The sequence below is a fragment of the Novipirellula methanifontis genome (assembly GCF_052161655.1).
GTDB lineage: Bacteria > Planctomycetota > Planctomycetia > Pirellulales > Pirellulaceae > Novipirellula.
On record NZ_CP197418.1, the window covers coordinates 3,707,736 to 3,732,252 of the forward strand.

Sequence of the window (24,517 nt, forward strand, 5' to 3'; positions counted from 1 at the left end):
GGACTGATTCAGCCTTCGAACGGCTCGCCGATCAGATCGTCCCACTTTTGACGCTGTTGGGGCGTCAAGATTTCCAATATATGATTGACTGTGTTTTCTGTGGCCAAAGAACGCCACATTTCATTCATTATCGAGCGTCGATCACCGAACCGCTCGTGTCGAATCGCGTCCGGCCCCTGTCCATCCGCCCCGAATTCGTGTGGTTTGTGGCGGTCGTCCATCGATCGTCCCTGGGGGCCGCCAAATTTCGGAGGCCCGCCTCGGCCGGGACCTTCGCGGCCATCACCCTCTCGCTTGTTATTGCGGTTCGGTCGCGTTTCTTCGATGATCCGGTTGACATCATCACGCTGTTGACGCGTCAGCCCAAGTGCGGCGACGACCGCGGATGTTTTGAAAGTGAACGGCAACCGTTTCTGGCGAGCGATTTGACGCAGCCGTTTCAGTTGCGAATCATCCAGCCGCTCACGAATCGATTGATCAAATTGGCTAATTAAGGTCGACATCTCTTCGTTGTTCGTTGCAAAGCCGCCGATAAACTGATTCGCGAATGAATCTCGCTGCTCTTCAAACTGAATGATTGCTTCATCGATCTCGGCAGCCGCGTCGGGTTGGATGCCGAGTTCTTCTTGCACGCGTCGGTCGGACAGCTGCAAAAGCGGTGCGAGGTTGTCGAGGACTCGTAATTCATCGACCATCTTTTGCACTCGCGCCGAAGTCGCTTCTAAGTCACTGGCAAGCTGAGGATCCTCGGCTCGGTTTTCAAGAAAATCTTGGTAGAACGACAGCGACGTTTCCAGGAAACTGCGGCGCAGGTCCTGCAAGTCAGGCCGGTACGCGAGTTCGCTTTCGCTTAGCGTGCTGAATGAATCGACAGCATCGCGGGCTTGCTGGAAATTTCGCTGTGCGATGAGACGCTGCTGCGTTTCGCGAGCCAGGGCGTCGGACGTGTGATGTTGCTCACGCCAAATCATCAGCGTCGTGATAAGCAGGCTGAGCGTTGCCAACAACAGCATCCCGCTAGCCACCGCCACTAACCCGCTGTTGCGCCGCCGCCATTTCGTCGCTCGCTCCCAGACCGTGGGTGGTTTCGCGGCGATCGGCTTGTCATCCAACCAAGCTTGCAAGTCTTCGGCCAATGCTCCGGCACTGGCGTAGCGGTCGCCCGGAACCTTTGCGATCGCTTTGCGAACAATCGTATCCAGTTCGGTCGGCAACGTCGGTTCAAGCGACTTGGGCGATGGCGGATCATGGAGTGCCACGTTGTTGAGCATCTCGCGATAGCCGTCGCCTTCGATCGCCGGTCGCAACGTCAACAATTCGTAGAGCGTCACACCGAGAGAATAGATGTCGGTACGGTGATCAAGTTCGTCGCGGCGGCCGGCGGCCTGCTCCGGACTCATGTAACGCAGCGTCCCCATCGGATCGCCAGTGCGAGTCAAATTCGACGCTTCGTTTTGTACTTGTGCCAGCCCAAAGTCAGTCACCCAGATTTTGCCAACGGAATCGAGCAACAAGTTCGCTGGTTTGATATCGCGATGCACTACGCCATATTGATGAGCATGTTGGATTGCGACAGCAGCTTGGTGCGTCATGCGAACCACCGATTGATAGTACCGCTGCCGGACTGTCGAGCTTTCGTTGAGGATGGTGGAGTGCCGAACAACCGTATCGTTGATCTTTTTCAGCCGCGACGCGTCCGCCGGAGACGGATGCACATTTTTTTGTGGGCTAACGTGCTGCGTAAGATCCACATCGTTCGCTGCTCGCATGTTCTCGATCAGCTCGGCCAACGTGCTGCCGTCGATCATTTGCATCGCATAGTAATGCACGCCCCGGTCGCTGCCAACGGCGTACACGGGAACGATATTGGTGTGATGCAGTGCCGCCGCCGCATGCGCCTCGTTGCGAAAACGCTGCAAACGAACTTCATCCAGTCCGCTGGCGAATGGCAGCACTTTTAGCGCGACGTGACGACCGAGTGACAACTGGATCGCTTCGTAAACCACTCCCATGCCGCCGCGTCCGAGTTCACCGACGATTTGAAAATCACCGATTGGTTTGGCAGTGAACTCGGCATCCGGCACGACCATCGATGACGATTTGGGTTCGGCTGCGCGATGAACCAACGCCAGCCCTTCGAGTGACGGCCCGAGCTCGTCGGCGATGTCAGCGTGCTGCTGCAAAAACAGTTCATGTGATGGCGCATTACCGGCATCCAGCATCCGCATGTAATCTTTGACCGCAGCAACCACGCGGTCGTCGTCTGTTTCGTCGAGTTGACTCATGCTAATTCTCTGTCGTTTTGTTGCGATGCCCACGTCTACTGTTCTTGTGAGCCGTGGGCCGTAAGGCACCGAGTAATGCGTGAAACCCGGCCGCTCACGCGTGAGCGGCTCACTAAGTCGACAGCGCCGCTAGCGCCCGAACGGCTAATGGGATTTTACCCAATCATTCCTGCCTACCTGCTCTCTGTCATGGTTGTCTTCAGTTTCGCTAACGCACGCAGCCATAACTTTTCAACTTTTTCCCACTGTTCTTGTGAGCCGTGGGCCGTAAGGCACCGGGTAATGCGTGAAACCCGGCCGCTCACGCGTCACGGCTCACTAAGTCAACAGCGCCGCTAGCGCCCGAACGGCCAATGGGGTTTTACCCAATCATTCCTGCCTACCTGCTTAGGTCATAGTTGTCTTCAATTTCGCTAGAGCACGCAGCCATAACTTTTCAACTTTTTCCCACTGTTCTTGTGAGCCGTGGGCCGTAAGGCACCGGGTAATGCGTGGATCCCGGCCGCTCACGCGCGAGCGGCTCACTAAGTCAACAGCGCCGCTAGCGCCCAAACGGCTAATGGGATTTTACCCAATCATTCCTGCCTACCTGCTCTCTGTCATGGTTGTCTTCAGTTTCGCTAACGCACGCACCCATAACTTTTCAACGCTGTCCACGCTGCGTTGCATCGCACTGGCGACTTCGGCAAATGAGAGTCCCTCGACGTGACGCAGCACGATCACTTGTCGATAGTCTTCCGGCAACCCTTCCAATGCTGCGGCAAGTTGTAAAAACGCTTCGTTACGAGCGAAATGCTGGCTTGGCGAAGTTGCATTGCCAGCGATCTGTGATTGCAGAAAACCGGTTGCGCTGGCAAAGCTGTGGTTCAATTGTTGTTCAAGTCTCGGATCACGTTTCGCGGTCCCCAAGAATTTGCGAACGTGCATCGCCAGCGTGTTGGTGAGAATCCCACGCAACCACCCCGCAAACTCTTCGGCCGTCTCGCCGCGAAAGTCTTCAATGTTTCCGTGAGCCGCCAAGCAAACTTCTTGAGCGATGTCCGAAGGATCCGCTTTGGCTTGCATATGATGATGCAGCCCCGCTCGTGCAAGGAAAATGAGATACCGCCGATAACTGCCAAGCAGTTCACCCAACGCATCCGCATCCCCGGACCGTGCCGCTTCGATCAATCGCTCCATGTGACTTGGCGGTTCTTGTGGATCAGCCAGTGATGTGTTTTCCAAAGCGTGTGTTTCGTCTGGTTTTGTAATGACAGAGATTTAGTTGCGGCGAAATCGTGAAACCGTCGCCGATAATGGAAATCTTAGCCGTTTTTGATCCTGCCGATCAGACGACCCGGGAAAACACCGCGATAACGACGCAGCATACAACGAACGAACGCGATAAAGCAAAGTTTCGAGTAGGGCCGGTTCCCACCGGTCGCCTTTAACTTTTTGATGGAGTCGGCCGGTAGGAACCGGCCCCACGCTCTGGCAACGCTTCAATCGATGACATTAATTGTTCCGACGTTCCTAATCGTGTTTGCGACGCAGCGTGTAACGCACGAAAGCGATAAGGCCCGCGAATTTGAAGTTGGGATCCACGTAGTGCTCGATCACGTAGAATGCGAAATAATAGGCACGGCAAAATGCCCAGATAGTAATGCCGAGCAAGATGACCACTGGTGCCGTGGGGGCATGGGCGATCAGCATTGCTGAGGCGAGCACACCAAGAAACAGGAACAATATTCCCTTTGCCCAGATCACTCGCGGGTTCTTTAAGTCAGCCATCTTTTTGGTCCTGGTGTTCGACTCGCCACAAATCGCTGTGCCCATTGATCATTCTGCGGCTCTGGATCTTGCTGCGTACTTGGATCTGATTGAGCTGAATCTTCTGCGGCTCCCACGAATTTCGCAAACTCTTACAACCTACCCACGGGGGGATCTGCAATAATGATCGTGGTGAATCGAAGTAGGTAGGCCGCTGGCGAACGACGGAATGCCAATCACGTTCACCTACTGGCTCGTCCCATTTGCTGTCGTCCACTTTTCCCCTCGTTTCAGAGTTCACTATGTTCCGGAATCGTTTCTTCATACCCTTGCTTTTGTTGCTGACTAGTAGTGTTGTTTCAAGCATCGGGCGAGCGGCGGAGGGTTCGGCACTGTCGAGCCAGTATATCCCAGATGATGCGATTGCGGCCGTCTTCGTGCCGGTCAATCGGATTCTCAGTGATCCCAATATGGAGATGTTTCCGACGGAGATCGCTCAAGCCTATCTGCAAGAAAATGTCGGCGTCGATGTTCTGCATATCTCCAACGTCAAGATGATCGTCGGTTTTCCTGGTCCCGCCGGCCCGCAAGGTGGCATCGTGATCGAGTTGTCTCAGGACTACGACATTGACGATTTGAACCCAAAATTGTTTCGCTCTACCGATCCGCAACAGATTGATGGACTCTCCGTTCTTCCGCTCAATGGTCCGCCGGGAACCGTGCTTTATCGTAAGGATGCAAGAACGTTGATGGTTGGCGTAGGCGGTTATCTAAAGCAAATGGTCGAGGCCAGCGGCGAAGCCGGGCAATTGCCCAAATTGGTATCGGATATCAAGCCTGAAAAAGGGGTGACGGCAGTGGTTGCAATGCAAGGGATTCGGCCGATCGTTAGCGGACTACTTCGACAGAATGCAGGGAAAATGCCGCAGGAAATTCGCGAGCTAACCGAGTTCGCAGAACTAACCGATGCATTGATTGTCAACATGGACTACCAAATCTTAGGCGGCAGTTTGAGTGTGACGGCGATCACCCAAGACGACAATGCGGCCACCGAATTAGAACGAATCTTGAATGATTCGATCGACTTTGGACGCGATACCGCGATGCAAATGGTGATGACGAGCGCTTTGCAGGGGACGGAAGTGGACCAGGCCACGATCAAGTATTCTGCCCGAGTTTCGACCAAGCTGGCCGATGCGATTCGCCCTACCAAATCAGGTGATCGCGTGAACGTCCAACTTGAGAGCAACTTTGCCACCACCGGAGTCTTGGTTGGACTCTTGTTGCCGGCCGTCCAAGCCGCTCGCGAAGCCGCACGCCGAATGACGGCAAGCAATGGGATGAAACAAATTGGGCTGGCGATGCACAATCATTACTCCTTGAACCGTGCGCTCCCCGATCGCGCGATTCGTGATGCCGACGGTAAGCCACTGCTGAGCTGGCGTGTGAAACTCTTGCCCTTTCTAGAAGAGCAAGCCCTTTATGACGAGTTCCACTTGGACGAACCGTGGGACAGTGAGCACAACTTGAAACTGTTGCCGCGGATGCCTGCAACTTACGTCGATCCAAGTGTTCCCGCAGAGCCTGGGTACACCGTGTTCCAATTGCCCGTCGGCCCGGAGACTCTTTTTCCAGAGCAAGGCGAACGCAAGTTTCAAGAGGTGCTCGATGGCTTGTCCAATACGATCATGGTGGTGGAAACCAACCGATCGATTGCCGTGCCGTGGACCAAGCCCGCCGACGTCGAGATCGATATCAATAATCCGCTGCCTCAGTTAGGCAATACACATCAAGGTGGATTTCACGTGCTATTGGCGGATGGATCGGTGCGGTTTGTTACGAAGGAAATCGCTGTTGAAACTCTAAAGGCCCTGTTCACTTACAACGGCAAAGAAATCGTTCGGTTTTAGCCCGAGGTTTTCAGGGATAAACATTTTCTGCGAAATTCCAGGTTGCCGGGAAAGGGGCAACCCTGTTTGCACGCAGTGTCTACAATAAGCGATCGTGAAGCTATTAAGTGGTTCAACATGATACTCATCTTGGCTGACTTCTATGACACGAGCAACATCGACTGATCGTCATTCCCGTCCACGAAAATCTCCGCTCTCTGCGGAGCAAAATCGATTGGACGAAGATCGATTAAAAACACGGAATTGGCGGTCTTGGGGACCCTATGTCAGCGAACGGGCTTGGGGAACGGTTCGCGAAGACTACAGCAGCAACGGCGACGCTTGGGATTTCTTGACCCATGATCAGGCACGATCCAAAGCCTATCGCTGGGGCGAAGATGGATTGGCGGGAATCTGTGACCGCTACCAATTGCTCGTCTTCGCTTTGGCGTTTTGGAACGGACAAGACGAGATCCTCAAGGAACGCTTGTTCGGTGTCGTGCCCCAGCAAAATAATCACGGTGAGGATGTACGCGAATATTACTACTACCTGGATGCCTCACCGACTCACTCGTACCTGAAATATCTCTACAAATACCCGCAAGCCAAATTTCCCTACCAGCAACTTATCGACGAGAGTCAGCGTCGCGGCATCGAACAGCCTGAATTTGAACTGCTGGATACTGGTATCTTCGACGACAATCGCTACTTTGACATCTTTGTTGAGTATGCAAAGGAAGATCCCGAGGACATCTGCGTCCGAGTGGAAGTCTTTAATCGTGGCAGTGAACCGGCGACGCTACATGTGCTGCCGCAATTATGGTTCCGAAACACTTGGTCTTGGGGTGATGTTCCGGGACCGCCGCCCTCGATTCGAAACGCGAGAGACCCCAGCGGACAAGCGTGTCTGATCGCCGACGACTCAACCGCCACGCCGATGTCTAACTTGCTGACCGATTATGCTCTGGGTAAACGGTACCTGTATGCCGAGTCAGGCGGCCAGCCGTTGTTCACGAATAATGAAACGCACCGCGAGCGGCTGTATGGATGTCCCGATCCTAATCCGTTTGTCAAAGACGCCTTCCATCGCCACGTGATCAACGGCGAATCCTGCGTGAACCCCGACGAAGTGGGTACAAAGGCGTGTGTGCATTACGAGAACGTCACCGTCCCAGCGGGCGAGTCGGTGGTGATTCGTTTGCGATTGACCGATCGTCCAATCCCGGATGCGATTCAAGGCGTCGATGCGGTGGTCCAGCAGCGGAAGTCGGAAACTGACACGTTTTACGGCGAACTGCACCCACCCAAAGCGAGCGAGGACGAGCGACTTGTTCAGCGTCAAGCTCTGGCCGGGATGATCTGGTCGAAACAGTTCTACTATTTTGATGTCAACAAATGGCTCGAAGGGGATGATTCACGAGCCAAGCCGCCAGCGTCTCGCCATACCATTCGCAACGAACATTGGAAGCATCTCAATTCGATGCGAATCTTGTCGATGCCGGACAAATGGGAATACCCGTGGTTCGCGGCATGGGACTTGGCGTTCCAGTGCATCCCATTGGCACTTGTCGATCCCGAGTTCGCGAAGGAGCAATTGTGGTTGCTGTTATTTGAGCAATTTCAACATCCCAACGGGCAGATCCCCGCTTACGAATGGGAGTTCAGTGACCTCAATCCTCCTGTACACGCTTGGGCGATCTGGCGTGTCTACAACATGGATCGAATCCAGACCGGACGTGCAGACCGGGAATTTTTAGAGAAGTGTTTTCACAAACTATTGCTGAATTTCACATGGTGGGTCAACAAGGTTGATGCCGAAGGTCACAATGTTTTTGAAGGTGGTTTTCTTGGATTGGACAACATCACCACATTTGATCGCAGCACGCCGCCCAGCGATGGTTCGTCGCTGAAACAAGCGGATGCGACAGGATGGATGGGGATGTATTGTTTGAATCTGATGCGAATCGCATTGGAACTGGCCAAAGAGAACAAGACCTACGTCGGGTTGGCGATCAAGTTTTTCGAGCACTACGTTTACATCGGTTCAGCGATGAAAAACATGGGGGGCCGAGATTACGAATTGTGGAGCGAAGAAGACGGTTTGTTTTTCGACGCGTTGTGTTATCCCGATGGATCCTATCATCGTTTCCGGTTGCGTTCGTTGGTCAGTCTGATTCCGCTGTATGCTGTCGAGCGACTGGAAGAAGCTTGGACTTCCGAGTTTCCCGAGTTCAAGGCGAATCTTGAGTGGTTTATGCGAAACCGCAGCCACTTGACCGAGGCTTGCCTATCGACGAGCGAGAATGCAGAGGGGAAAGTGCATTTGCTTTCGCTTGTGGATGCAGACCAGCTTCGCCGGATCGTGGAGGTCTTGTGGGATGACTCAGAATTTTTGAGTCCCTACGGGTTAAGAAGTTTGTCAAAACATCACCAGGATCATCCGTTTTCATTTGGGGATCAAACCGTCAAGTACGATCCCGCAGAGTCGACGACATGGCTGAAGGGCGGAAACTCGAACTGGCGTGGACCGATATGGTTTCCTACCAGTTTTTTGATGATCGAATCGCTGCGAAAACTCTCAAAAGTTTACGGTGAGAGCATTAGGGTGCCCGCAGAACCGGACGCGGATCGAGAAACCATGACGTTGTCCGAAGTCGCCGAGGGGCATGCCAATCGTTTGATCTCGCTGTTCACACGCGATGGCGATGGACGCCGCGCAATTTATGGTCAGCGTGAAAAGATGCAACATGATCCCCATTGGCGTGACTGCTTGTTGTTCCACGAGTATTTCAACGCCGAAACCGGCGAAGGCTTAGGTGCAAATCATCAAACCGGCTGGACAGGACTCGTGGCCTCACTGATCGACGAATGGCGAAGGTAGCCGGTTTCAGAGTCGCTTTTCAATCCGCGAAAATAGCGTCAGCGGCGCGAAATCAAGTTCTCGGCTCATTAACCGTCTCATTGGCCAATACCGTCGTTCCATCCACTCGGTCCTGCACATGGATATCTTTGACTCGCTGCCTACCACCACCACGCTGATTTTATTTGGACTTCCTCTGCTCTATTTGCTTGGACTTCCTCTGTTGATCCTCGCGACGTTTCGCACCGAAGCGTTTCCAACCATTGAACCCGTCCCACCCGAGGAGCCGTTGCCGGAAGTCGTCCGCCAGCGTTTTTTCGAAGTTCATGAATCACTCACTCGTTTGGGTTTTAGCAACGAGGGGACGTTCTTTTTGCCGCAAGCGGTCACGAATGTCAAAAGTTTGATCGTGGTGTTCCTCAATCGAGCCGAGTCGACGGCCGCCGTTTCCGCCGTGGTGTATGCCGATCAGAATGGCAGTTGGAGTTTGCAAGAAAGTTTTACGGAGTTCTGCACGCGGTTTGATGATGAAAGTGAGATCAACACCGGTAACCAGAAGACGATTGGGGCATTTCCGGTCCCGTCGAGCTATTTGTCGACACAGCATCCTCGGATTCAGAACGTCGAGGATTTGTTCGCGGCTCATCAAGCACTCAAGCGACATCACACGCTCGGGCGTCGGCCAGTGAATCGACTCGACGAGAAATTCGAGGGCGACGTCGCCGCCTATATTTCTGCGGGGATGACAGCTGAATTTGAATACGCCAAAGCACGTGGGTATCTGCGATACATTGGCGGCGCTCACGATGGATTCACAGCGGCAATGAAAGATTCGCCTTATCGTCCACCCACGCAGCTCACTAAACCGCAATACGGAGCCACCTTCGTCGGCGCCTATTTAATGGCGTGGAAGCAGCTTTGGCCGATGAAACCATTTTTTTCAGGGGCACGCCATCGCCGCGATCGTCGACTGTTAGAAGACACAGGCTTCAAGCTGCCCAGTAACAACTAGGGTTGGTCTGCCCGTTCCTAATCGCAACGCGACGACATGCAATAACTCGAGAAGCAAACCCGGAGACGACGTCGTAGCGCACTAGCTGCGATAGCGATCTTAGATCGGAGCTTGCGCAAATAATTGGGCAGCAACTAGGGCGAGTCCAGCACCGTATAACAATCGAGCCCACATACTTCTGTCTCCAAAAGGGAATCCGTTCAAACCGAAAGGATTCTTCGCCGGATGGTGACAAGAGTCAACCAGCGAAGTCAATCTTTCGAGTTTCACGCGTCTCTCGAGCCTGAGTAGCGGCAACAGCATGTAGCCCATGAGTAAGTTTCGTAGTTGCGATTTTTAGCCACGGAGTGGCGGCAGCATGTAGCCTGGGGCGAAAGCCCCAGGAAACCGAAGACCAGAATGATGCGAAGCCCCGGAGGGGCGACAGCAAGCGATGTCGATGTTTGGTAGTTGGTGTGAATTGAGTCTGGCAAGGATTTGCCCGCGAATGACGCGAATGAACGCGAATCAATTGCGTGTTGTGTCTTCGGCTGTCGGTTCTTGCATCAACCAGTGCTTCTCCAGGGGCTTGCACTCGGATTGGCAACTATCTTGTATCATTGGCTGCTTCGGAGTTGCTTGTTGCGTTTTTATATGAAGGGTCTCTGCTTTGTTCCGACTGTTTCCACTGACTTTCATATTCGTTTTGATGATGGCCTGCCCATCGCTTTGTACGCTACGTGCGGATGAGCCTAGCGAGGCGTTAACCGAACATTCGGTTTCGACTGATAGCCCGCGTTTTACGCCGCAAGTTCGCATGCTGCAAAAAGCTGTTCCGGCAGTGACGTCGGTGTTTGCTTTTTTGGGGAAGGACGATTTCGGGCAACAACAAGGTCGTGCGGGGTCTGCCAGTACGATCGATTCGGCGGGGTATGCGTTGACGGCGTCGCATGTCATCACGGGGGCTGCCGCTGGAATCGTTCAGGACAGCGAGGGGAAACAGTTTCGCTACAAGCCGATCGCCGAACTCGAAGCTTATGACCTCGCCATCATCCGTATCCTCTCTCGCGATCCGCTGCCAACGTTGCCGATCGGTCGCAGCCACGATTTGATGCTCGGCGAACCGATCGTGGCGATCGGGAACCCTCGTGGTGTGGGACTAACAGTCAGCGAAGGTATTCTGAGCGGGCTGAATCGTTATTCATTGCAGAGCCAAGTCTATACGCAAGGCATGGTGCAAACATCGGCGCCGCTGTTTCAAGGCAATTCAGGCGGTCCGCTTGTGAACGCCGAAGGAGCTCAAATCGGTATGGCACTGCGTCAGCAATCCAATGCCGAGTCTCTCGGCTTGGCAATGGGAGCTGACCGAATTCGCGAATTGATCCCACGAGTACTGGCGATCGAAGCTCGTGATGGAATTACTGCGGGATGTGACGTTGATCCGCTTGTTGATCCACCGACATTGACCTCGGTTGACGATGCAGGACCTGCGGCCGATGCAAAGCTGCAACTCGGTGACCAGGTGGTGAAAGTCAACGGGAATGAAACGCTGCATGCGTACCAATGGTCACTCGCACTGGTGGGACGGAAAGCTGGCGAGACAGTTCAGTTCGATGTGGTGCGTGGCGACCAGCGGATGCAGGTGAGTTTGAAGTTAGCCGAAGCGGTGTCGGTCGCAAATGTGGACGAGGAGATTGCTGACGCGACGGAGCCAGGTTTATCCATTACCGCGTTTCCGCTTGAACCAAGGACATTCAACAACACCTTGGAAATGGCTTTTCGTGATCTGGGGCAGGAAACCGGCACCGCGATGGGGCTGGATGTGGAAGCGGTCAAGCCACGCGATGAATATTTTGCGATTCGCTTCGATGGTTTTTTGAATGTTCCCACGGGTGGCGTCTACACATTCAATCTTGCCTCGGATGATGGCAGCCGGTTGACGATCGGCGGACGCGACTTGGTCGTTAACGATGGCGATCATCCTGCACTCGAAGAATCATGTGTCGTCCGTCTGCAGGCGGGTCTTGTGCCGTTTAGGCTCGATTACTTTCAAGGCCGCGGCAAACGAACGCTGAACGTGCGCTGGCAACACGATGACGTCGCGATGTCGGTGATTCCTGACTCAACGTTCTTTCACTTGAAAGATGCCCAGTAGGACAAGGACGCTCGTTCCCAGGCTAGGAGCCTGGGAGCCAGTAGTGGTGATCACCGCGAAGTCTGCTTTGCGGTTATAGGCGGAACTCGGGCTTAGTGGCGTCCAGGATTTGCAGGATCGCAGTTCGTTCCTCTCTGGACATCGATGAGTACTTGGCCTCGGGGGAATCTTGGCTCAGAATTGTTCGCAGTCGCTGCAGGGCACGCGTTCGGACAGGATCGGGAATCGCATCAAACGAATCGCCGTAGATCAGGTAACTGCATCTGTACTTGAATAACCGCGTACGAAGATCGAATTGCCGCAAACTGCGGCCTTGCAAATCCGTCGGTCCTCGCGTTTGGAAACTCTTGGTAAACGAACTTGTGCCGCTGATTTTGTCGCTCAGCAAAGGTTCGTCGACCATCAGTAATCCATCCACGAGCCGCTCGGCTAACTGGCTGAAAACAAAGGCATCTTCATCCGATTCGCGATCATCTGGTGGGCGAGAGGGGGCATTGTCATTCGCATCGTGAATGGTTTTTACGTCGCTTTGGTACAGCCGTGTTTTGTGATTGATCTCGGTCAACCGATTGTGCATCGAGACTTGGTGTTGTAGCACCATCAAGGCGATCAGGTCGCTGTCGGGAATCAGGTACTTGGAAACGTCGAGCCAAGGTGACAGGTCAACAATATTTCCTGTGTTGATCGACTCTTTTGGCTGCACTTCATCGCCCGACGACAGCATCAAGTTACCAAGATGCGATTGTGCAGCGTGCGTGCCGGTCACGTACCAGCCTGCCCAGCGGCCTGCGAGTGGACCTCGCGGGTCGGTGGGAATCGAACGCGATGGAAAAACGCGGTCACCATCGGCATTGGTGTAGACCGATTGCATGATCAGTCCGGGAACGCGGCCCGTGTCGGTCGATCCGTGACAGAACAAACAGCGGTCGTTGTGGCGAATCAATTTGCCTGTCGTGTTCGTTTGCCCTTGCGCGACGGTATAAAACACGGTGCCGAGCATCGGATCGGTCGATGCGATCTCGATGACTTCGCCGCCGGGAACCCAAGCGATATAGGTTTCGTCGTTGAAGTAAATCGCACGGGCGTTGGAAGGTGAAATCAGATGCCGCTGCAGGCTGGTTTTGGAAAACACCAGCGTTTGTGAATCAACGGGGACATCGAGTTCACGAAGCAGCGCGGGGAGGTAGCCGTATTTTTCGTCGTTAGAAAGCGATTGTTTTTCTGCGGAAAGCCGCGTGAGCAGGCGAGCGACCGGATCGTTCGAAGCCGTTGTTGAGTACTCAATTGGCGTTCGTTCGTACGACAATTGAGCCGACGCAGAGTCCACCATCAGACACTGGATTGCCACTACCGCACAGAACGCTCGCACTGCAAGATGGCGGGTTGATGGAATGCTCGCCGATTCGGTCACGTTACACCCGCGTGCGGATAATGTGGACTTCGTCGGGTTTGACCATCAACGTGTCGCACCAATTCTGCCCGTCAAAGTCGTAGCGGATTTGAATCGCACGGGCTTCGCCTTGCTCAAGCAACTCTTTGGCCTCGAGAAGCGTGACCGATTGATCTTGTGCGCGACCGTCGGACGCAGCACGCACTTGCACGTGTTGAACGTTGGCACCTTCACTTAGGTCGTGAAACAGCTGAACCACTTGTTCGCGATCCCAGTGAGCTTCGAGGATTTCAGGGGTCTCGTTTGGATCGGGCACGTCGTGTGATTCATTCATCGAGTGGCTTGCTTCGGTGTCTTGTTTTCGGAGTCGGGCGGATGAACGCGGGCATCAGTAGGATAGCGTTTTCCGGGGCAGGGCACACATAGCGACAGACACCGCAGCCAGTACAAGCGGATTCCTTGACCTTCGGTTTTCCCTCGCTGACTTGGATGGCACCTTCGACGGGGCACCGCTCGCTACAAACGGTGCAGGTCGTTCCGTGGTGCGCCAGGCACAAATGCTCGGTAACGACCGCGGTTCCCATCATCGGCCGGACGTGCGTGGTCAACACGCCCGGTTCGCAAGCGGTGATACAAGGAAAATCGTCGCACATCATGCACGGTTGATGGTCGGGATCGATCATCGGGGTACCGGCTGCTTCACGCATTCGCGGTGGAGCGTGGATGATCGCGTCGTGAGGGCAGACTTCGATACAACGATTGCATCGCGTGCATTCGTTCAGAAAACTCTCTTCGTCGATCGCTCCGGGAGGACGCAGGACGGGGATCGTGCGGCGACGCGCAGCGTTTGGCGTACTCGACTTTTCCGGTTCCGCATCCACAGCACCGACTTCGCGAGTCGTCCGCGGGTACCGCATCACCAACGGTGGATGACGCCGCTCGGGCGGCGGGGTTTCTGCTGGTGGCTCTGCGGTCGGTTCAGAGTCTCGATGCCCAAACAACCGACCGTGCAGAAGGTCTCGGCGAGAAAGACCATCGCGAGGCGGTTCTTGATTTGACATGCGAGTCTACTTCACGTTTCTATTTAACGTTTCTATTTTACGTTGGGTTCCGGCAAGAAGCCGATTTTGCCTGGCACGATCGACTGGTCAAGCGTTGCGGAGGGAGCATGGCATTGTAGACAATTGGTTCGCCAAGGATGCGTCGACTCGAGGCCTGCCCAGCCCGCGGTGCCGCCATGACACGCCAAGCACTGGTCTCGCATCCAAGTCGAATGCGGGATTGTGGGCGGTGCGCCGGGGAAGGCACGTTCGCCGTTGAGCGGTGCAGGTAGTCCAACAAAGGTGGTTTGCACCTCGGTATCAAAGTCGGTGAACGGTTTCGGGGGCGGCGGAGCATGGCACTGAACACAGTTTGCCAAAAATCCGTGCGACATTCGGTTCGCGACTCGGTTCTCGATACGTTTGCCTTCACCGTGACACGCATAACAAGCCGCGTCATTTGTGCCTTCGACCACGTGCGGGATGATCGGTGGAGCTCCGTTGAAAGCCCGGCGAGACGCACGCGTCAGCGTCGACTGCAACTTGTCCTCTTCGCTTGGTTTGATCTCCGCGAACAAATCGTATTGAGGCTGCGGGATCTGGTCGAGTTTCGGCTTCCACTGACCCGTCGGTCCCGTCTGGCTACGACGCATTTCAGCGTAAGTGACTGCGGCAATCGTCGACGTTGACGGAGTTTCGGACCGTTGGTCAGTCCCCTCCACTTGCGACGACAACCACGGAGCGTGTTGCTCAAAGTCTTCGTGCGGAACACCGTCGTTGATGCCGACGAAATAACCGACCACGGCAATGCCGATGACACTGACAAGGAAGGCGATCGAACCGCGAGCGGCTACGTTTTTCGATTCAGTTTCGTTGTTCATCGCTTCGCGACCTCGGCGCTCTGTTTGCGAATTCGCACGGCGCATTTCTTGTAGTCCGGCTGCTTCGAGAACGGGTCGTGAGCTTCGAGTGTGACGTTGTTGATCAGTTTCGATTCGTCAAAGAACGGCACAAAAATCGATCCCTTGGGCGGTTTCCCGCGACCGTTAATCCAGACGGGCAAGTCACAGGTACCGCGACGAGATTCGACCGTGACCACTTCGCCTTGACGGATATTCAGCGCCGATGCATCGTCCGGGTGGACTTCGATATAGGCAGTTGGCATTGCGCGGTTCAATTGCGAAACACGCCGCGTCATTGTTCCCGAGTGCCAATGCTCAAGCACGCGGCCGGTGCATAACCACAGCGGGTATTCTTCGTCAGGCACCTCGGGTGGCGGTTGGTAATCGTGGAACCAAACCTGGCCTCGACCGTCGTCGGTAACCGAATGATAAAAGTCGATCTCTTTTCCTTCAGCAACAAACGGATCATCAAAACCGGCGAAGCGGAACATCGTTTCACGCCACGATCCATCGGCTTGTTCGACGACCGGCCAACGCAACCCGCGTGCTTTCACATACTCTTCGTACGGTGCCAAATTCTTGTGTTTCATCACGGTGAACTTGCGGTACTCTTCGAACAGTGCCTTGTCGACATTGACGTCGTAGTAGTGTTCCCACTCCCACACCGGAACCTCTTTGCCGTCCTCGTCTTGAACCGCAAAGATGAACTTGCCGTCTTTGTCCTTCATGCCTTCGTGACCGAGTTCAAACATGCGGTGAGCGATTGCGATCGTTTGCCAACAATCGTCGCGAGCTTCGCCAGGCGGATCGACCATCTTGAACCATTGCTGAGTTCGTCGTTCCGAGTTACCGACCATGCCGTTCTTTTCTACCCACATCGCGGCAGGCAAAATCAAGTCAGCAAGCCGTGTGGTCGCCGTTGGGTAGACGTCCGAAACAATGAGGAATTTGTCCTTCAGGTTTTCTTTGTCATTGAACAGCAAGTTCAAATTAGGCAGCGTTTGGCCCGGATTGGTGACCTGGACGAACATCGTGTCGATGTCGCCGCCTTCGTCGGTGGCCTTGGTAAATTGCTCGAACATTTTTACTGTGTGGTAACCAGGGACCGCATCGATGCGGCCGGGTTGCATGTTCCAGATCTCTTCGGACTGAGCGCGATGTTCGTCTTTGGCAACGACACGTCCGCCCGGCAACGCATGGGCCAACGTGCCGACTTCGCGAACGGTGCCACAGGCCGACGGTTGCCCGGTCAAACTGGTGGGCGAATCGCCTGGTTTGCCGAAATGCCCACTCAAGAAATGGACGCCGTGCACCAAACTGTTGATCGCCGTTCCCATCGTGTGCTGGTTCATCCCCATGCACCACAGGCTGGTGATTTTCTGTTTTGGATTACCGAACAGATCGCCGAGCATGCGGATTTGCTCGACCGACAATCCCGATAATTCGGAGACATGTTCGGGCGTGTATTTTGCGATTCGCTTCTTGTATTCGTCAAACGAGATCGCTTCGCCTTGCAGCGTTGGGTTTTCCGGTTCCGGAGCACGGAAGTTGACAAAGTTCTCGACGAATGTCTTGTCGTAGGTTCCGTTTTCAATCAGCAGATGCATGATCCCCAATGCGATCGCGACATCGCCGTGCGGCTTCATCATCAGAAAGTCGTTCGCTGCGTCGGTCGTTCGAGTGCGGCGGGTGCCGATATCGATCAACCGTACCTTTTCGCCCTGGGATCGCCGATCGATGACTCGCGAGAAGAGCACGGGGTGCATTTCGGCAGGGTTGTTTCCCCAGGTGATCACCACATCGCACTCGTCCAAGTCGGCATAACATCCGGCCGGTTCATCAACGCCATAGGTCGCCAGGAAACCGGTTACTGCCGACGCCATGCAGAGCCGAGCGTTGGGATCGATGTGATTGTTCGACAGCCCGCCCTTCATGAATTTTTGAGCGGCGTAGCCTTCCGGGATCGTCCATTGGCCAGAGCCGTAAAAGGCAAACGTCTTGGGCGACTTCATGATTCGTTTGGCAACGATATCGATTGCTTCGTCCCAATCGATCTCTTTGTACGAATCGCCGTCGCGCAATAGCGGTTTGGTCAAACGGTCTTTGCCGTACAATATGCCACCGACGTGATAGCCTTTGACGCACAGCAGGCCCTTGTTCACATCGGCATGTTTGTCGCCGGCCACTGCAACGACCCGTCCCTCTTCCACGCCGACTTGCACATGGCATCCGGTGCCACAAAAACGGCAGGGAGCCTTGTTCCAATTGATTGATGATGAAGCGTCCGTTTCTGTGGGATCGACCACCGGCAACGCAAACGCACTGCCGGATCGAGTGGCTGCGGCAGTCGCTGCTGCCATGGCCGCCTGTTTCATGAATGCCCGGCGATCGTTGTCCATCGTTTCGTCCTGATAGTTTTTGATGCGAGTGGAGATGATTAGGAATCGTGCGGTAAATACTCGTCGTAGTGCAGGCCAACCGCTGGTGCTACGAATCGTCGTTTGAGTTGTCCTCGAAGCCAACTAATGCCACATCGACAAAGACGACTCCCGGAAGATCGTTTAGCCATTGCCAAACTTGTTTGTCGTCTTCATTGGATTGAGTGTCAACGACGATTGGGATTCGCGAAGCAACCGTTTGTTCGAGTTCACTGATCCCCAATTCAATTCGCGGCTCGCGACGCATTGCATCGATTGCATCGGCACGCTCGGTATCGCTATCCGAAAGGGTTACGACAAGTCCACTGATGGGCATGTTAGAAATCGCGAGTGGTAAAAAGCGAAAGAAGAGCGACGAGCTTGTCTCTAAATAAAATACCAATTTGTCCAAATTAAACAATAACAAACGACCAACTTGTCTTGAATAGGTTTGTGGAAGTGATAAGATCCTATTCTGCGTTGACGCCAACGTTCATGACAAGCCTTCAATCGCAGGCTCGTTCTTGTAAGCAATGAGAGGACTGCGTGTATCAAGGAAATATCTATCGATTAGCAGTCTTTGTATTGCTACTGGGGTGGCTCGCCGTCGCTCTTTTTGTTGCGAATGGGAACATCCGAGAAGCATCGCAGACGGATGATGCTTCACCACAACAAACACTCGCGTCTCAATTAAGTGACGCCACCGCACACAAAAAGCCAAGTGTGCCAAAGGGCACACTTGAAGGTGCAGTTGCTTCAAAAAACTCAGCCGGTTTGTTTGTGGCAACGATTCGGCGTCCCGATGGGCCGCCACGAATCGATTCAGGTGTGATGGATCCGCAAGGTCGCTCGGGTACGGTGGCATGTTCGACGTGTCACAGCGTTCGTGAGCCTAACTTTGCCAATCGTTCGCCAGCGGACTTGGATCAATTTCATCAAGGCATGTCGTTTGCGCACGGATCGACGACCTGCTATTCATGTCACAATTCCGGTGATGCTGACACGCTGCGGTTGGCGGATAGCACGACAGTCGAATATGTCGATGTGATGACATTGTGTGCACAGTGTCACGGTTCTCAATGGCGTGATTATCAACACGGTGCCCACGGTGGGATGAATGGCTATTGGGACCTGACGCGTGGCCCGCAGACGCGAAACAACTGTATCGATTGCCATGATCCGCACGTGCCTGCGTTCCCGAAGATGAAGCCGACGTTTAAACCACGCGATCGCTTCCTAAGTCCGCCCGCGGATGAGCATCATGGTGCCGCTCGTGGTGCTACGGCGAATCCGATGGAAAGTCTGGGACCGAGTGGATTGGGCGACATGCTAGCGGTCAATCCTTTGAATTCCGACTGTTCTTGTGAGCCGACGGCGCTAGCCGCGGGCGACGTGAAATCGGCGTTCAATTGCCCGCGGCTAGCGCCGTCGGCTCACGAAAATACATGGAGCGTGCGAGACCCGGCCGCTTACGCGTCACGGCTCACTGAAGATTGCGATGATCCAATTCGACTTTTGAACCAGGGGTGGGCGGTATGAGTGATTCGCAATTGAAAAAATCGTTGCCGATTGTAACTCGTCGAACCGCGGTCAAAGGTGGTTTTGCAACACTTGGTGCTGCGGCGTTTGTCGGTGCGATCTCGCCACTTCGTCACGCTGCCAAGGAAACGACCGCTGCGGAGTTTATGCAGCAACATTATCAAGAGTTGAGCGACGAAGATAAACGCAAAGTGATTGCGCGTCTCGAGGAGGAGACGAAAGAGGAGTATGGTGCGGATGTTACGATCGGTGATGATCGTCCCATCCCCGGCACGAAGTTCGTTTACGCAATCAACTTGAGTGTTTGTAACGGTAACGGCAAGTGCGTCGAAGCGTGTCACAAAGAAAATAATCACGATCGCGCGACCAACCAGTCTTATATCCGTGTGCTGGAGATGCCCAAGGGCACGATGGACATGGAACAAGGCAACACGACGTACACGCATTCCGTTCCGGACGATGGCAAGTTTTATTTGCCGGTCCAGTGCCAACAGTGTGACGAGCCGCCATGCGTTGACGTGTGCCCGGTCCAGGCAACGTGGAAGGAAGAAGATGGAATCGTCGTTGTCGATTACAACTGGTGTATCGGTTGTCGCTATTGCGAAGCTGCCTGTCCCTATCACGCCCGTCGTTTCAATTGGAAGAAGCCCGAGGTGCCGGCGGAGGAAGTGAACCCTGATCAAGGCTACCTGAGCAATCGCATTCGGCCTCAGGGCGTGGTCGAAAAGTGTACCTATTGTCTGCACCGGACTCGACGTGGTCGTTTGCCTGCGTGTTTGGAGGCATGTCCCACCGGAGCACGTGTGTTCGGCAATATCTTGGATCCTGATTCCAATATTCGCTGGCTGCTTGAAAACAAACGCGTGTATGTGCTGAAGGAAGAATTAGGCACGAAGCCAGCGTTCTTCTACTTTTTCGACAAATAAATATTTAGCAATGCGACCATCATTTAATCAACAGTCTGCTAAACCGTTAGGCAGGAATCATTGGGTGAAATCCCGTTAGCCGTTTTGGCGCTAGCCCCGGTTGAATGTCGGAACCGTGGCTAGCGTCAAAGCGGCCAATATACTGAAAGACTCCTGCTTAGCGGCAGGCTCGCTGCGACTGGCAAATATCCTATGAGCACCATCGATAAACCTTCCGCGATATTGAGCTATCCCGCATTCCTGCGACGCTCGCTCTCTTTGGCGACCGATGGTTCGCTCGGGTTTTACGCTTGGATGACGGCGTTGACCGCGGTGGCATTGGTCGGTGCGAACGCTTGGGCAAACCAAGTTTCCGCGGGCATGATCACCACCAACATGACGGACCATGTCAGTTGGGGATTGTACATCGCAAACTTCACGTTTTGTGTTGGATTGGCCGCGGGCGGCGTGATGATGGTGATTCCCGCCTATCTGTACGACGACGAAGAGATGCATAAGGTCGTGATCATTGGCGAGGCGGTTGCGATTGCCGCGATCGTGATGTGTACACTCAGCGTGCTGGTGGACCTAGGGCGTCCCGATCGGTTTTGGCATTTGATCCCGGGGATTGGCAGGTTTAATTGGCCGATCTCGATGTTGACGTGGGACGTGATCGTGCTGAACGGTTATTTGGTGATCAATCTGCATATCGTCGGCTACCTACTCTATATGCGTTATTTAGGACGCAAACCGAATCCCGTTTGGTACATGCCGTTTGTGTTCCTGTCGATTGTTTGGGCGATCAGCATCCATACAGTCACGGCGTTTCTGTATTGCGGTTTGGGCGGACGTCCGTTCTGGAATACCGCGCTGCTTGCGCCGCGGTTTTTGGCATCCGCATTTGTCAGTGGCCCCGCGTTCATCATTTTGGTGATGCGAGTGCTGCGTATTACCAGCGGTTATTCGGCACCGCCTGGTCCAGCAAGGACGTTGATCCAGATCATTCGCGTTGCCATGGTGATCAACTTAGTAATGTTGGCGAGCGAGATCTTTACGCTTTTTTACACCGGCGGTGCGCATGGTGTGTCGGCCGAATATTTGTTCTTTGGGTTGCATGGCCATCATGGTTTGGTCGCTTGGATTTGGACCGCGATCGCAATGAATCTGCTGGGCACGGTGTTGTTCTTTACTCCCGCGGCGCTGCAGCGAGGTTCGATACGAATTTTGGCTTGCTTGTTAGTGATCGTGGGGATCTGGATTGAAAAGGGAATGGGCTTGATTATTCCTGGGTTCATTCCCTCGACGTTACACGAGATTGTCGAATACACCCCTAGTTTGGTGGAGTGGAAAGTAACCGCGGGGATCTGGGCCTTCGGATTGTTGATTTTGACGGTGATGTTAAGATTGATCGCTAATGTGTTTACAGGACAGTTGAGCCATCAAGGATCTGACGCGGCATCGCACTAAACTCGATTCGATTGTCGGTGTCCCCCTTTCATCGAGTTGATTCATGTACGGAAAAGCGACGGAAACGGCGATTGCTGCGCTTAGCCGATTGTCGGAGGTGTATGACGGCGGAACCACGCGACTTTCGGCGGCCGAGATCGCTGAAGATCGCGGCTTGCAACGCCCTTTTCTTGGGAAAATTCTCTCGACGCTTTCGCAAGCAGGATTGATTGAGGGAACGCGTGGTCCAGGCGGCGGGTTCACCTTTGCGATGCACCCGCGTGAAGTCAAGCTCTACGATGTCTATACATTGTTCGAGCGAGAAGATTTCTCGACGCACTGCCCTTTTGGCGGCGGTGTCTGTGGCGTCGGGGAAAAGTGTCCGCTGCATGATCGCTTAGCGGACGTTCGCAAAGCAACCGACGCGGTGCTTCACAACACCACGTTCGATGCATTTCGCAAAGCCTATCTCAAGGACAAAGGCAATTCGAATTGGCGATTGCGTCCTTCGCAGTAGCTTTGTGTGGAAGGTCAACCAAGCTATTGTTAGTCGCTACTGTCGCCAGACGGTGGGACTCACGCTTTGGCGAGCGTCGCGACGCGGATGATTGAGTGCCGCTCCTTCGGGCTAAGCGAACGACGCGTCGTGTTGGAGGTCAGCTGGTCTGTTTTTGGCAAGAAATACGAGTCCGAGAGGGCTGGCGAACTTTTGCGGAAATCCGCCACATAGTCCTGGCTCTTCTCAGCCGTTACGACCGGAACGGTCACATGCGATCGTTATCGTTTTCGTGGTCGCTAATGTAGCCGAAGTCAGAAAAGTCGCCGATATGCTTATTGTTCCGCCAGATTAACGAGTTTTGTTTTTAATCCCAGTCGCTCGTTGAGAGCGTTTTAATCGGTGGAATTTCCCGCCAGACCCATCCGCATCGAGTCGCCCTCGCTAGCGACGTCCGCTGCGTACCTCGCTGGCTCTTTCCGAGAGTTCCGGCCATGTCCCTCGTCGAGGACATTGCGAGGTATGCAGAATTTAATCAGGAGGATTTATCCATGAAAATTTGTTTAACTCAGCGTGTACGCCGCTTCCTATTGTCATGTTTCATCGCCGGCATCACTGTCGCAGGTTCCAATGGGAGCCATGCAGTGGATGTGAACTTTGATCCCGCCACGGACGTCGCACCGCTCAATTCGTCGGTGAATGGATTTGATCAGTGGTGCGGATGGGGGACTCATGATTCGGGTCCGCTGGGAATGTCAACGCTTTCCGCAACTTCACAAGAAGTGAATGTAGAAAAGGTTGTTTCGGATGTGACCGAAGCTTGTGAAGTAAATGAGGCGAACGAGGTGAAGCAGGCGGACGCACCTGAGTCGAGTGCGGTCCTGGACGCGTTGTTTGCCGTTGCGGAAAGCGTTAGTCGCCGCAGTCGAGTTTCGATCCAACAAATGATCGAACCGTTTGCGATGGTCGCCCCTTTTGCTCAAAGCTCGCTCGAGGAAATCTCGCGTCTTCAGCAGCAGGCGGAAAAGAGTAGCAGCACGCATGACGCTCTGGCGTCTAGCGATAACGAGGTGGAAGCGGAAGTGCCTTCCTATTACGAAGGAACGTTGCCCGCACCGATTGTCGACACCGATGACAATCACTGCGTTGGCGAATTCGCGACCACCGATGAGATGCGCAGCGATTTAGAATCACTCGCTGACGAAGAACCGATCGATGTTTACGCTCCCGGTCAAAAAGCCGAAGACTTGCTCTCGAGCAACTATGTCATGGCGACCACCCCTCCCAAGAGCGAAACATCGGTCGGTTCTGCGAAGAAAGAATCACTCGCAGTAGAAACGGCAGTGGCTGCCATTGCAGCGGCCGTGATCCCCACGGCCGAAATTAAACTAGCCGAACCGGAATTGGCCGATCTAGCCATCGATGAGGAAGTAGCTGTCGACGAAGAAGTGGCTGTCGTCGACGAACTGGCTACCGAAGAAGAAGTGGCCATCGTTGAAGAAGTCGCTGTGGTTGACGAAGTGGCTGCGGTTGAAGAAGTGGCTGTGGTTGAAGAAGTGGCTGTGGTTGAAGAAGTGGCTGTGGTTGAAGAAGTCGCTGCGGTTGAAGAAGTCGCTGCGGTTGATGCGGCGATCACTGAGTTCGAGGAACTGGCAACGTCGGACGCTGAAGGCGATGCGATTCAAATTGCCGCGTCGGCTGAAGCCGTCATCGGCTCCGCAGCCATCATCGCCACGATTGATGAAGAGTATCTGCCATACGATTTGGCATCCGCCGATCTCCAGGTCTGGAATTTCTATCCCCTGGTCTACAAGCCTTATTGCATCCTGGATCGCAATAACCACGTCGAAAAAGTTGACTTGTGGACGGAGGCCGATATCGCGGCGGATGCCCAAGACGAAAGCGACGCTGTCGTGAAGGCTGACGCTAGCCAGGTTGTGATTCAAGCTTCGGCAGACTGCTTGTTGGATGAATTGATTTGGAAAGTCGATTCCGTCGCTCCCAAGATGAAGCGTCAACTTCGCCGAGGTTCGGCTCGACGACTTGGCCGACTGCTGGGGTCGCGGTTCCATTCAGTGGCCACATCTAGCACTCAAGTGGCAAACCAGGCTGTTGAGATGATTGCCGCGGTCTGGCCCATCGCTCCCGCAGCGGCTCCAGCTCCTGCTCCTGTGGCACCTGAATCGGTAGGCGAAGCATTGTTGGTGCGGGCCGGAGCGGTTGCTGCCGGCGAGGCATCGGCTCAAGTTGCCGAAGCGGTTTTGGATAACGAATTGTCGCCTCAAACCGACCTCCGCTAACAAAAATCAAGCGAATCCAGGCTGCGATCGACACCAAGGCGATTAGCAGCCTGGCGGGGCTTTAAGCGAGAGTTTTCCAGGCTTTTCAGCTTTAGCCGTGGCGACTAAGAACCGTGTTTCATGCCGTGAAACTGAAAAAGTTGTCTTGATTCT

Annotated in this window: 18 protein-coding genes; 9 read left to right on the plus strand and 9 right to left on the minus strand. The window is 54.2% G+C overall.

Features of this window, described 5'->3' with window-relative positions:
- Window positions 1–8: 8 nt before the first annotated feature.
- The 3 genes from SH528x_RS12980 to SH528x_RS12990 all read right to left on the minus strand — a co-directional run bounded on the left by SH528x_RS12980 (window position 9) and on the right by SH528x_RS12990 (window position 4,055).
- Window positions 9–2,285 (minus strand): serine/threonine protein kinase, encoded by a 2,277-nt coding sequence (locus SH528x_RS12980; protein ID WP_442510945.1) that lies wholly within the window; start codon window positions 2,283–2,285, stop codon window positions 9–11.
- A gap of 585 nt (window positions 2,286–2,870) precedes the next feature.
- Window positions 2,871–3,509, minus strand: coding sequence for a sigma-70 family RNA polymerase sigma factor (locus SH528x_RS12985; RefSeq protein ID WP_442510946.1), 639 nt, complete (start codon window positions 3,507–3,509; stop codon window positions 2,871–2,873).
- A gap of 288 nt (window positions 3,510–3,797) precedes the next feature.
- The gene (locus tag SH528x_RS12990; protein ID WP_442510947.1) at window positions 3,798–4,055 is read right to left on the minus strand and encodes a hypothetical protein; all 258 of its coding nucleotides are present in this window, start codon (window positions 4,053–4,055) and stop codon (window positions 3,798–3,800) included.
- A 317-nt stretch (window positions 4,056–4,372) separates the two neighbouring features.
- On the opposite strand from SH528x_RS12990, the gene SH528x_RS12995 reads away from it, so the two are divergent.
- From SH528x_RS12995 to SH528x_RS13010, 4 genes are all read left to right on the plus strand, one after another.
- Window positions 4,373–5,944, plus strand: coding sequence for a DUF1559 domain-containing protein (locus SH528x_RS12995; protein ID WP_442510948.1), 1,572 nt, complete (start codon window positions 4,373–4,375; stop codon window positions 5,942–5,944).
- 142 nt (window positions 5,945–6,086) lie between these two features.
- Window positions 6,087–8,804, plus strand: coding sequence for an MGH1-like glycoside hydrolase domain-containing protein (locus SH528x_RS13000; protein WP_442510949.1), 2,718 nt, complete (start codon window positions 6,087–6,089; stop codon window positions 8,802–8,804).
- A gap of 118 nt (window positions 8,805–8,922) precedes the next feature.
- On the plus strand, window positions 8,923–9,795 hold the full coding sequence (locus SH528x_RS13005; protein WP_442510950.1) for a hypothetical protein: 873 nt from the start codon (window positions 8,923–8,925) through the stop codon (window positions 9,793–9,795).
- 688 nt (window positions 9,796–10,483) lie between these two features.
- Window positions 10,484–11,929, plus strand: coding sequence for a trypsin-like peptidase domain-containing protein (locus tag SH528x_RS13010; protein WP_442510951.1), 1,446 nt, complete (start codon window positions 10,484–10,486; stop codon window positions 11,927–11,929).
- A 73-nt stretch (window positions 11,930–12,002) separates the two neighbouring features.
- Here the strand turns inward: SH528x_RS13010 and SH528x_RS13015 are convergent, their stop codons facing one another.
- The 6 genes from SH528x_RS13015 to SH528x_RS13040 all read right to left on the minus strand — a co-directional run bounded on the left by SH528x_RS13015 (window position 12,003) and on the right by SH528x_RS13040 (window position 18,015).
- On the minus strand, window positions 12,003–13,340 hold the full coding sequence (locus SH528x_RS13015) for a hypothetical protein (RefSeq protein WP_442510952.1): 1,338 nt from the start codon (window positions 13,338–13,340) through the stop codon (window positions 12,003–12,005).
- Window position 13,341: 1 nt separating this feature from the next.
- Complete coding sequence (locus SH528x_RS13020; RefSeq protein ID WP_442510953.1) at window positions 13,342–13,653, minus strand: hypothetical protein; 312 nt, start codon at window positions 13,651–13,653, stop codon at window positions 13,342–13,344.
- Window positions 13,646–14,380: a 4Fe-4S dicluster domain-containing protein gene (locus SH528x_RS13025; protein WP_442510954.1), complete on the minus strand. Its 735-nt coding sequence runs from the start codon at window positions 14,378–14,380 to the stop codon at window positions 13,646–13,648. The genes SH528x_RS13020 and SH528x_RS13025 overlap by 8 nt, the downstream gene beginning before the upstream one ends.
- Window positions 14,381–14,412: 32 nt before the next feature.
- On the minus strand, window positions 14,413–15,240 hold the full coding sequence (locus SH528x_RS13030) for a diheme cytochrome c precursor (protein WP_442510955.1): 828 nt from the start codon (window positions 15,238–15,240) through the stop codon (window positions 14,413–14,415).
- Entirely contained in the window at window positions 15,237–17,660 is a 2,424-nt protein-coding gene (locus SH528x_RS13035; protein ID WP_442510956.1) for a molybdopterin-dependent oxidoreductase, read from the minus strand. The genes SH528x_RS13030 and SH528x_RS13035 overlap by 4 nt, the downstream gene beginning before the upstream one ends.
- Window positions 17,661–17,748: 88 nt before the next feature.
- A complete protein-coding gene (locus SH528x_RS13040) occupies window positions 17,749–18,015 on the minus strand; it encodes a hypothetical protein (RefSeq protein ID WP_442510957.1) in 267 nt (88 codons plus the stop codon).
- Between the two features lie 209 nt (window positions 18,016–18,224).
- On the opposite strand from SH528x_RS13040, the gene SH528x_RS13045 reads away from it, so the two are divergent.
- The 5 genes from SH528x_RS13045 to SH528x_RS13065 all read left to right on the plus strand — a co-directional run bounded on the left by SH528x_RS13045 (window position 18,225) and on the right by SH528x_RS13065 (window position 24,364).
- Window positions 18,225–19,217 carry a hypothetical protein gene (locus SH528x_RS13045; RefSeq protein WP_442510958.1) on the plus strand — a complete coding sequence of 331 codons (993 nt, stop codon included), beginning with the start codon at window positions 18,225–18,227 and terminating at the stop codon, window positions 19,215–19,217.
- Window positions 19,214–20,143 (plus strand): 4Fe-4S dicluster domain-containing protein, encoded by a 930-nt coding sequence (locus SH528x_RS13050; protein ID WP_442510959.1) that lies wholly within the window; start codon window positions 19,214–19,216, stop codon window positions 20,141–20,143. The genes SH528x_RS13045 and SH528x_RS13050 overlap by 4 nt, the downstream gene beginning before the upstream one ends.
- A gap of 192 nt (window positions 20,144–20,335) precedes the next feature.
- Window positions 20,336–21,589 carry a sulfate reduction electron transfer complex DsrMKJOP subunit DsrP gene (dsrP, locus tag SH528x_RS13055; protein ID WP_442510960.1) on the plus strand — a complete coding sequence of 418 codons (1,254 nt, stop codon included), beginning with the start codon at window positions 20,336–20,338 and terminating at the stop codon, window positions 21,587–21,589.
- A 43-nt stretch (window positions 21,590–21,632) separates the two neighbouring features.
- Window positions 21,633–22,085, plus strand: a complete 453-nt coding sequence (locus SH528x_RS13060) for an RrF2 family transcriptional regulator (protein WP_442510961.1) — start codon at window positions 21,633–21,635, stop codon at window positions 22,083–22,085.
- Between the two features lie 530 nt (window positions 22,086–22,615).
- The gene (locus tag SH528x_RS13065; protein WP_442510962.1) at window positions 22,616–24,364 is read left to right on the plus strand and encodes a hypothetical protein; all 1,749 of its coding nucleotides are present in this window, start codon (window positions 22,616–22,618) and stop codon (window positions 24,362–24,364) included.
- Window positions 24,365–24,517: the final 153 nt, after the last annotated feature.

Coding starts and splice junctions, on each gene's coding strand:
- SH528x_RS12980 (WP_442510945.1), bottom strand. CDS start 2,285: ATGAGTCAACTCGACGAAACAGACGACGACCGCGTGGTTGCTGCGGTC.
- SH528x_RS12990 (WP_442510947.1), bottom strand. CDS start 4,055: ATGGCTGACTTAAAGAACCCGCGAGTGATCTGGGCAAAGGGAATATTG.
- SH528x_RS13000 (WP_442510949.1), top strand. CDS start 6,087: ATGACACGAGCAACATCGACTGATCGTCATTCCCGTCCACGAAAATCT.
- SH528x_RS13005 (WP_442510950.1), top strand. CDS start 8,923: ATGGATATCTTTGACTCGCTGCCTACCACCACCACGCTGATTTTATTT.
- SH528x_RS13010 (WP_442510951.1), top strand. CDS start 10,484: ATGATGGCCTGCCCATCGCTTTGTACGCTACGTGCGGATGAGCCTAGC.
- SH528x_RS13020 (WP_442510953.1), bottom strand. CDS start 13,653: ATGAATGAATCACACGACGTGCCCGATCCAAACGAGACCCCTGAAATC.
- SH528x_RS13025 (WP_442510954.1), bottom strand. CDS start 14,380: ATGTCAAATCAAGAACCGCCTCGCGATGGTCTTTCTCGCCGAGACCTT.
- SH528x_RS13030 (WP_442510955.1), bottom strand. CDS start 15,240: ATGAACAACGAAACTGAATCGAAAAACGTAGCCGCTCGCGGTTCGATC.
- SH528x_RS13035 (WP_442510956.1), bottom strand. CDS start 17,660: ATGGACAACGATCGCCGGGCATTCATGAAACAGGCGGCCATGGCAGCA.
- SH528x_RS13040 (WP_442510957.1), bottom strand. CDS start 18,015: ATGCCCATCAGTGGACTTGTCGTAACCCTTTCGGATAGCGATACCGAG.
- SH528x_RS13050 (WP_442510959.1), top strand. CDS start 19,214: ATGAGTGATTCGCAATTGAAAAAATCGTTGCCGATTGTAACTCGTCGA.
- dsrP (WP_442510960.1), top strand. CDS start 20,336: ATGAGCACCATCGATAAACCTTCCGCGATATTGAGCTATCCCGCATTC.
- SH528x_RS13060 (WP_442510961.1), top strand. CDS start 21,633: ATGTACGGAAAAGCGACGGAAACGGCGATTGCTGCGCTTAGCCGATTG.
- SH528x_RS13065 (WP_442510962.1), top strand. CDS start 22,616: ATGAAAATTTGTTTAACTCAGCGTGTACGCCGCTTCCTATTGTCATGT.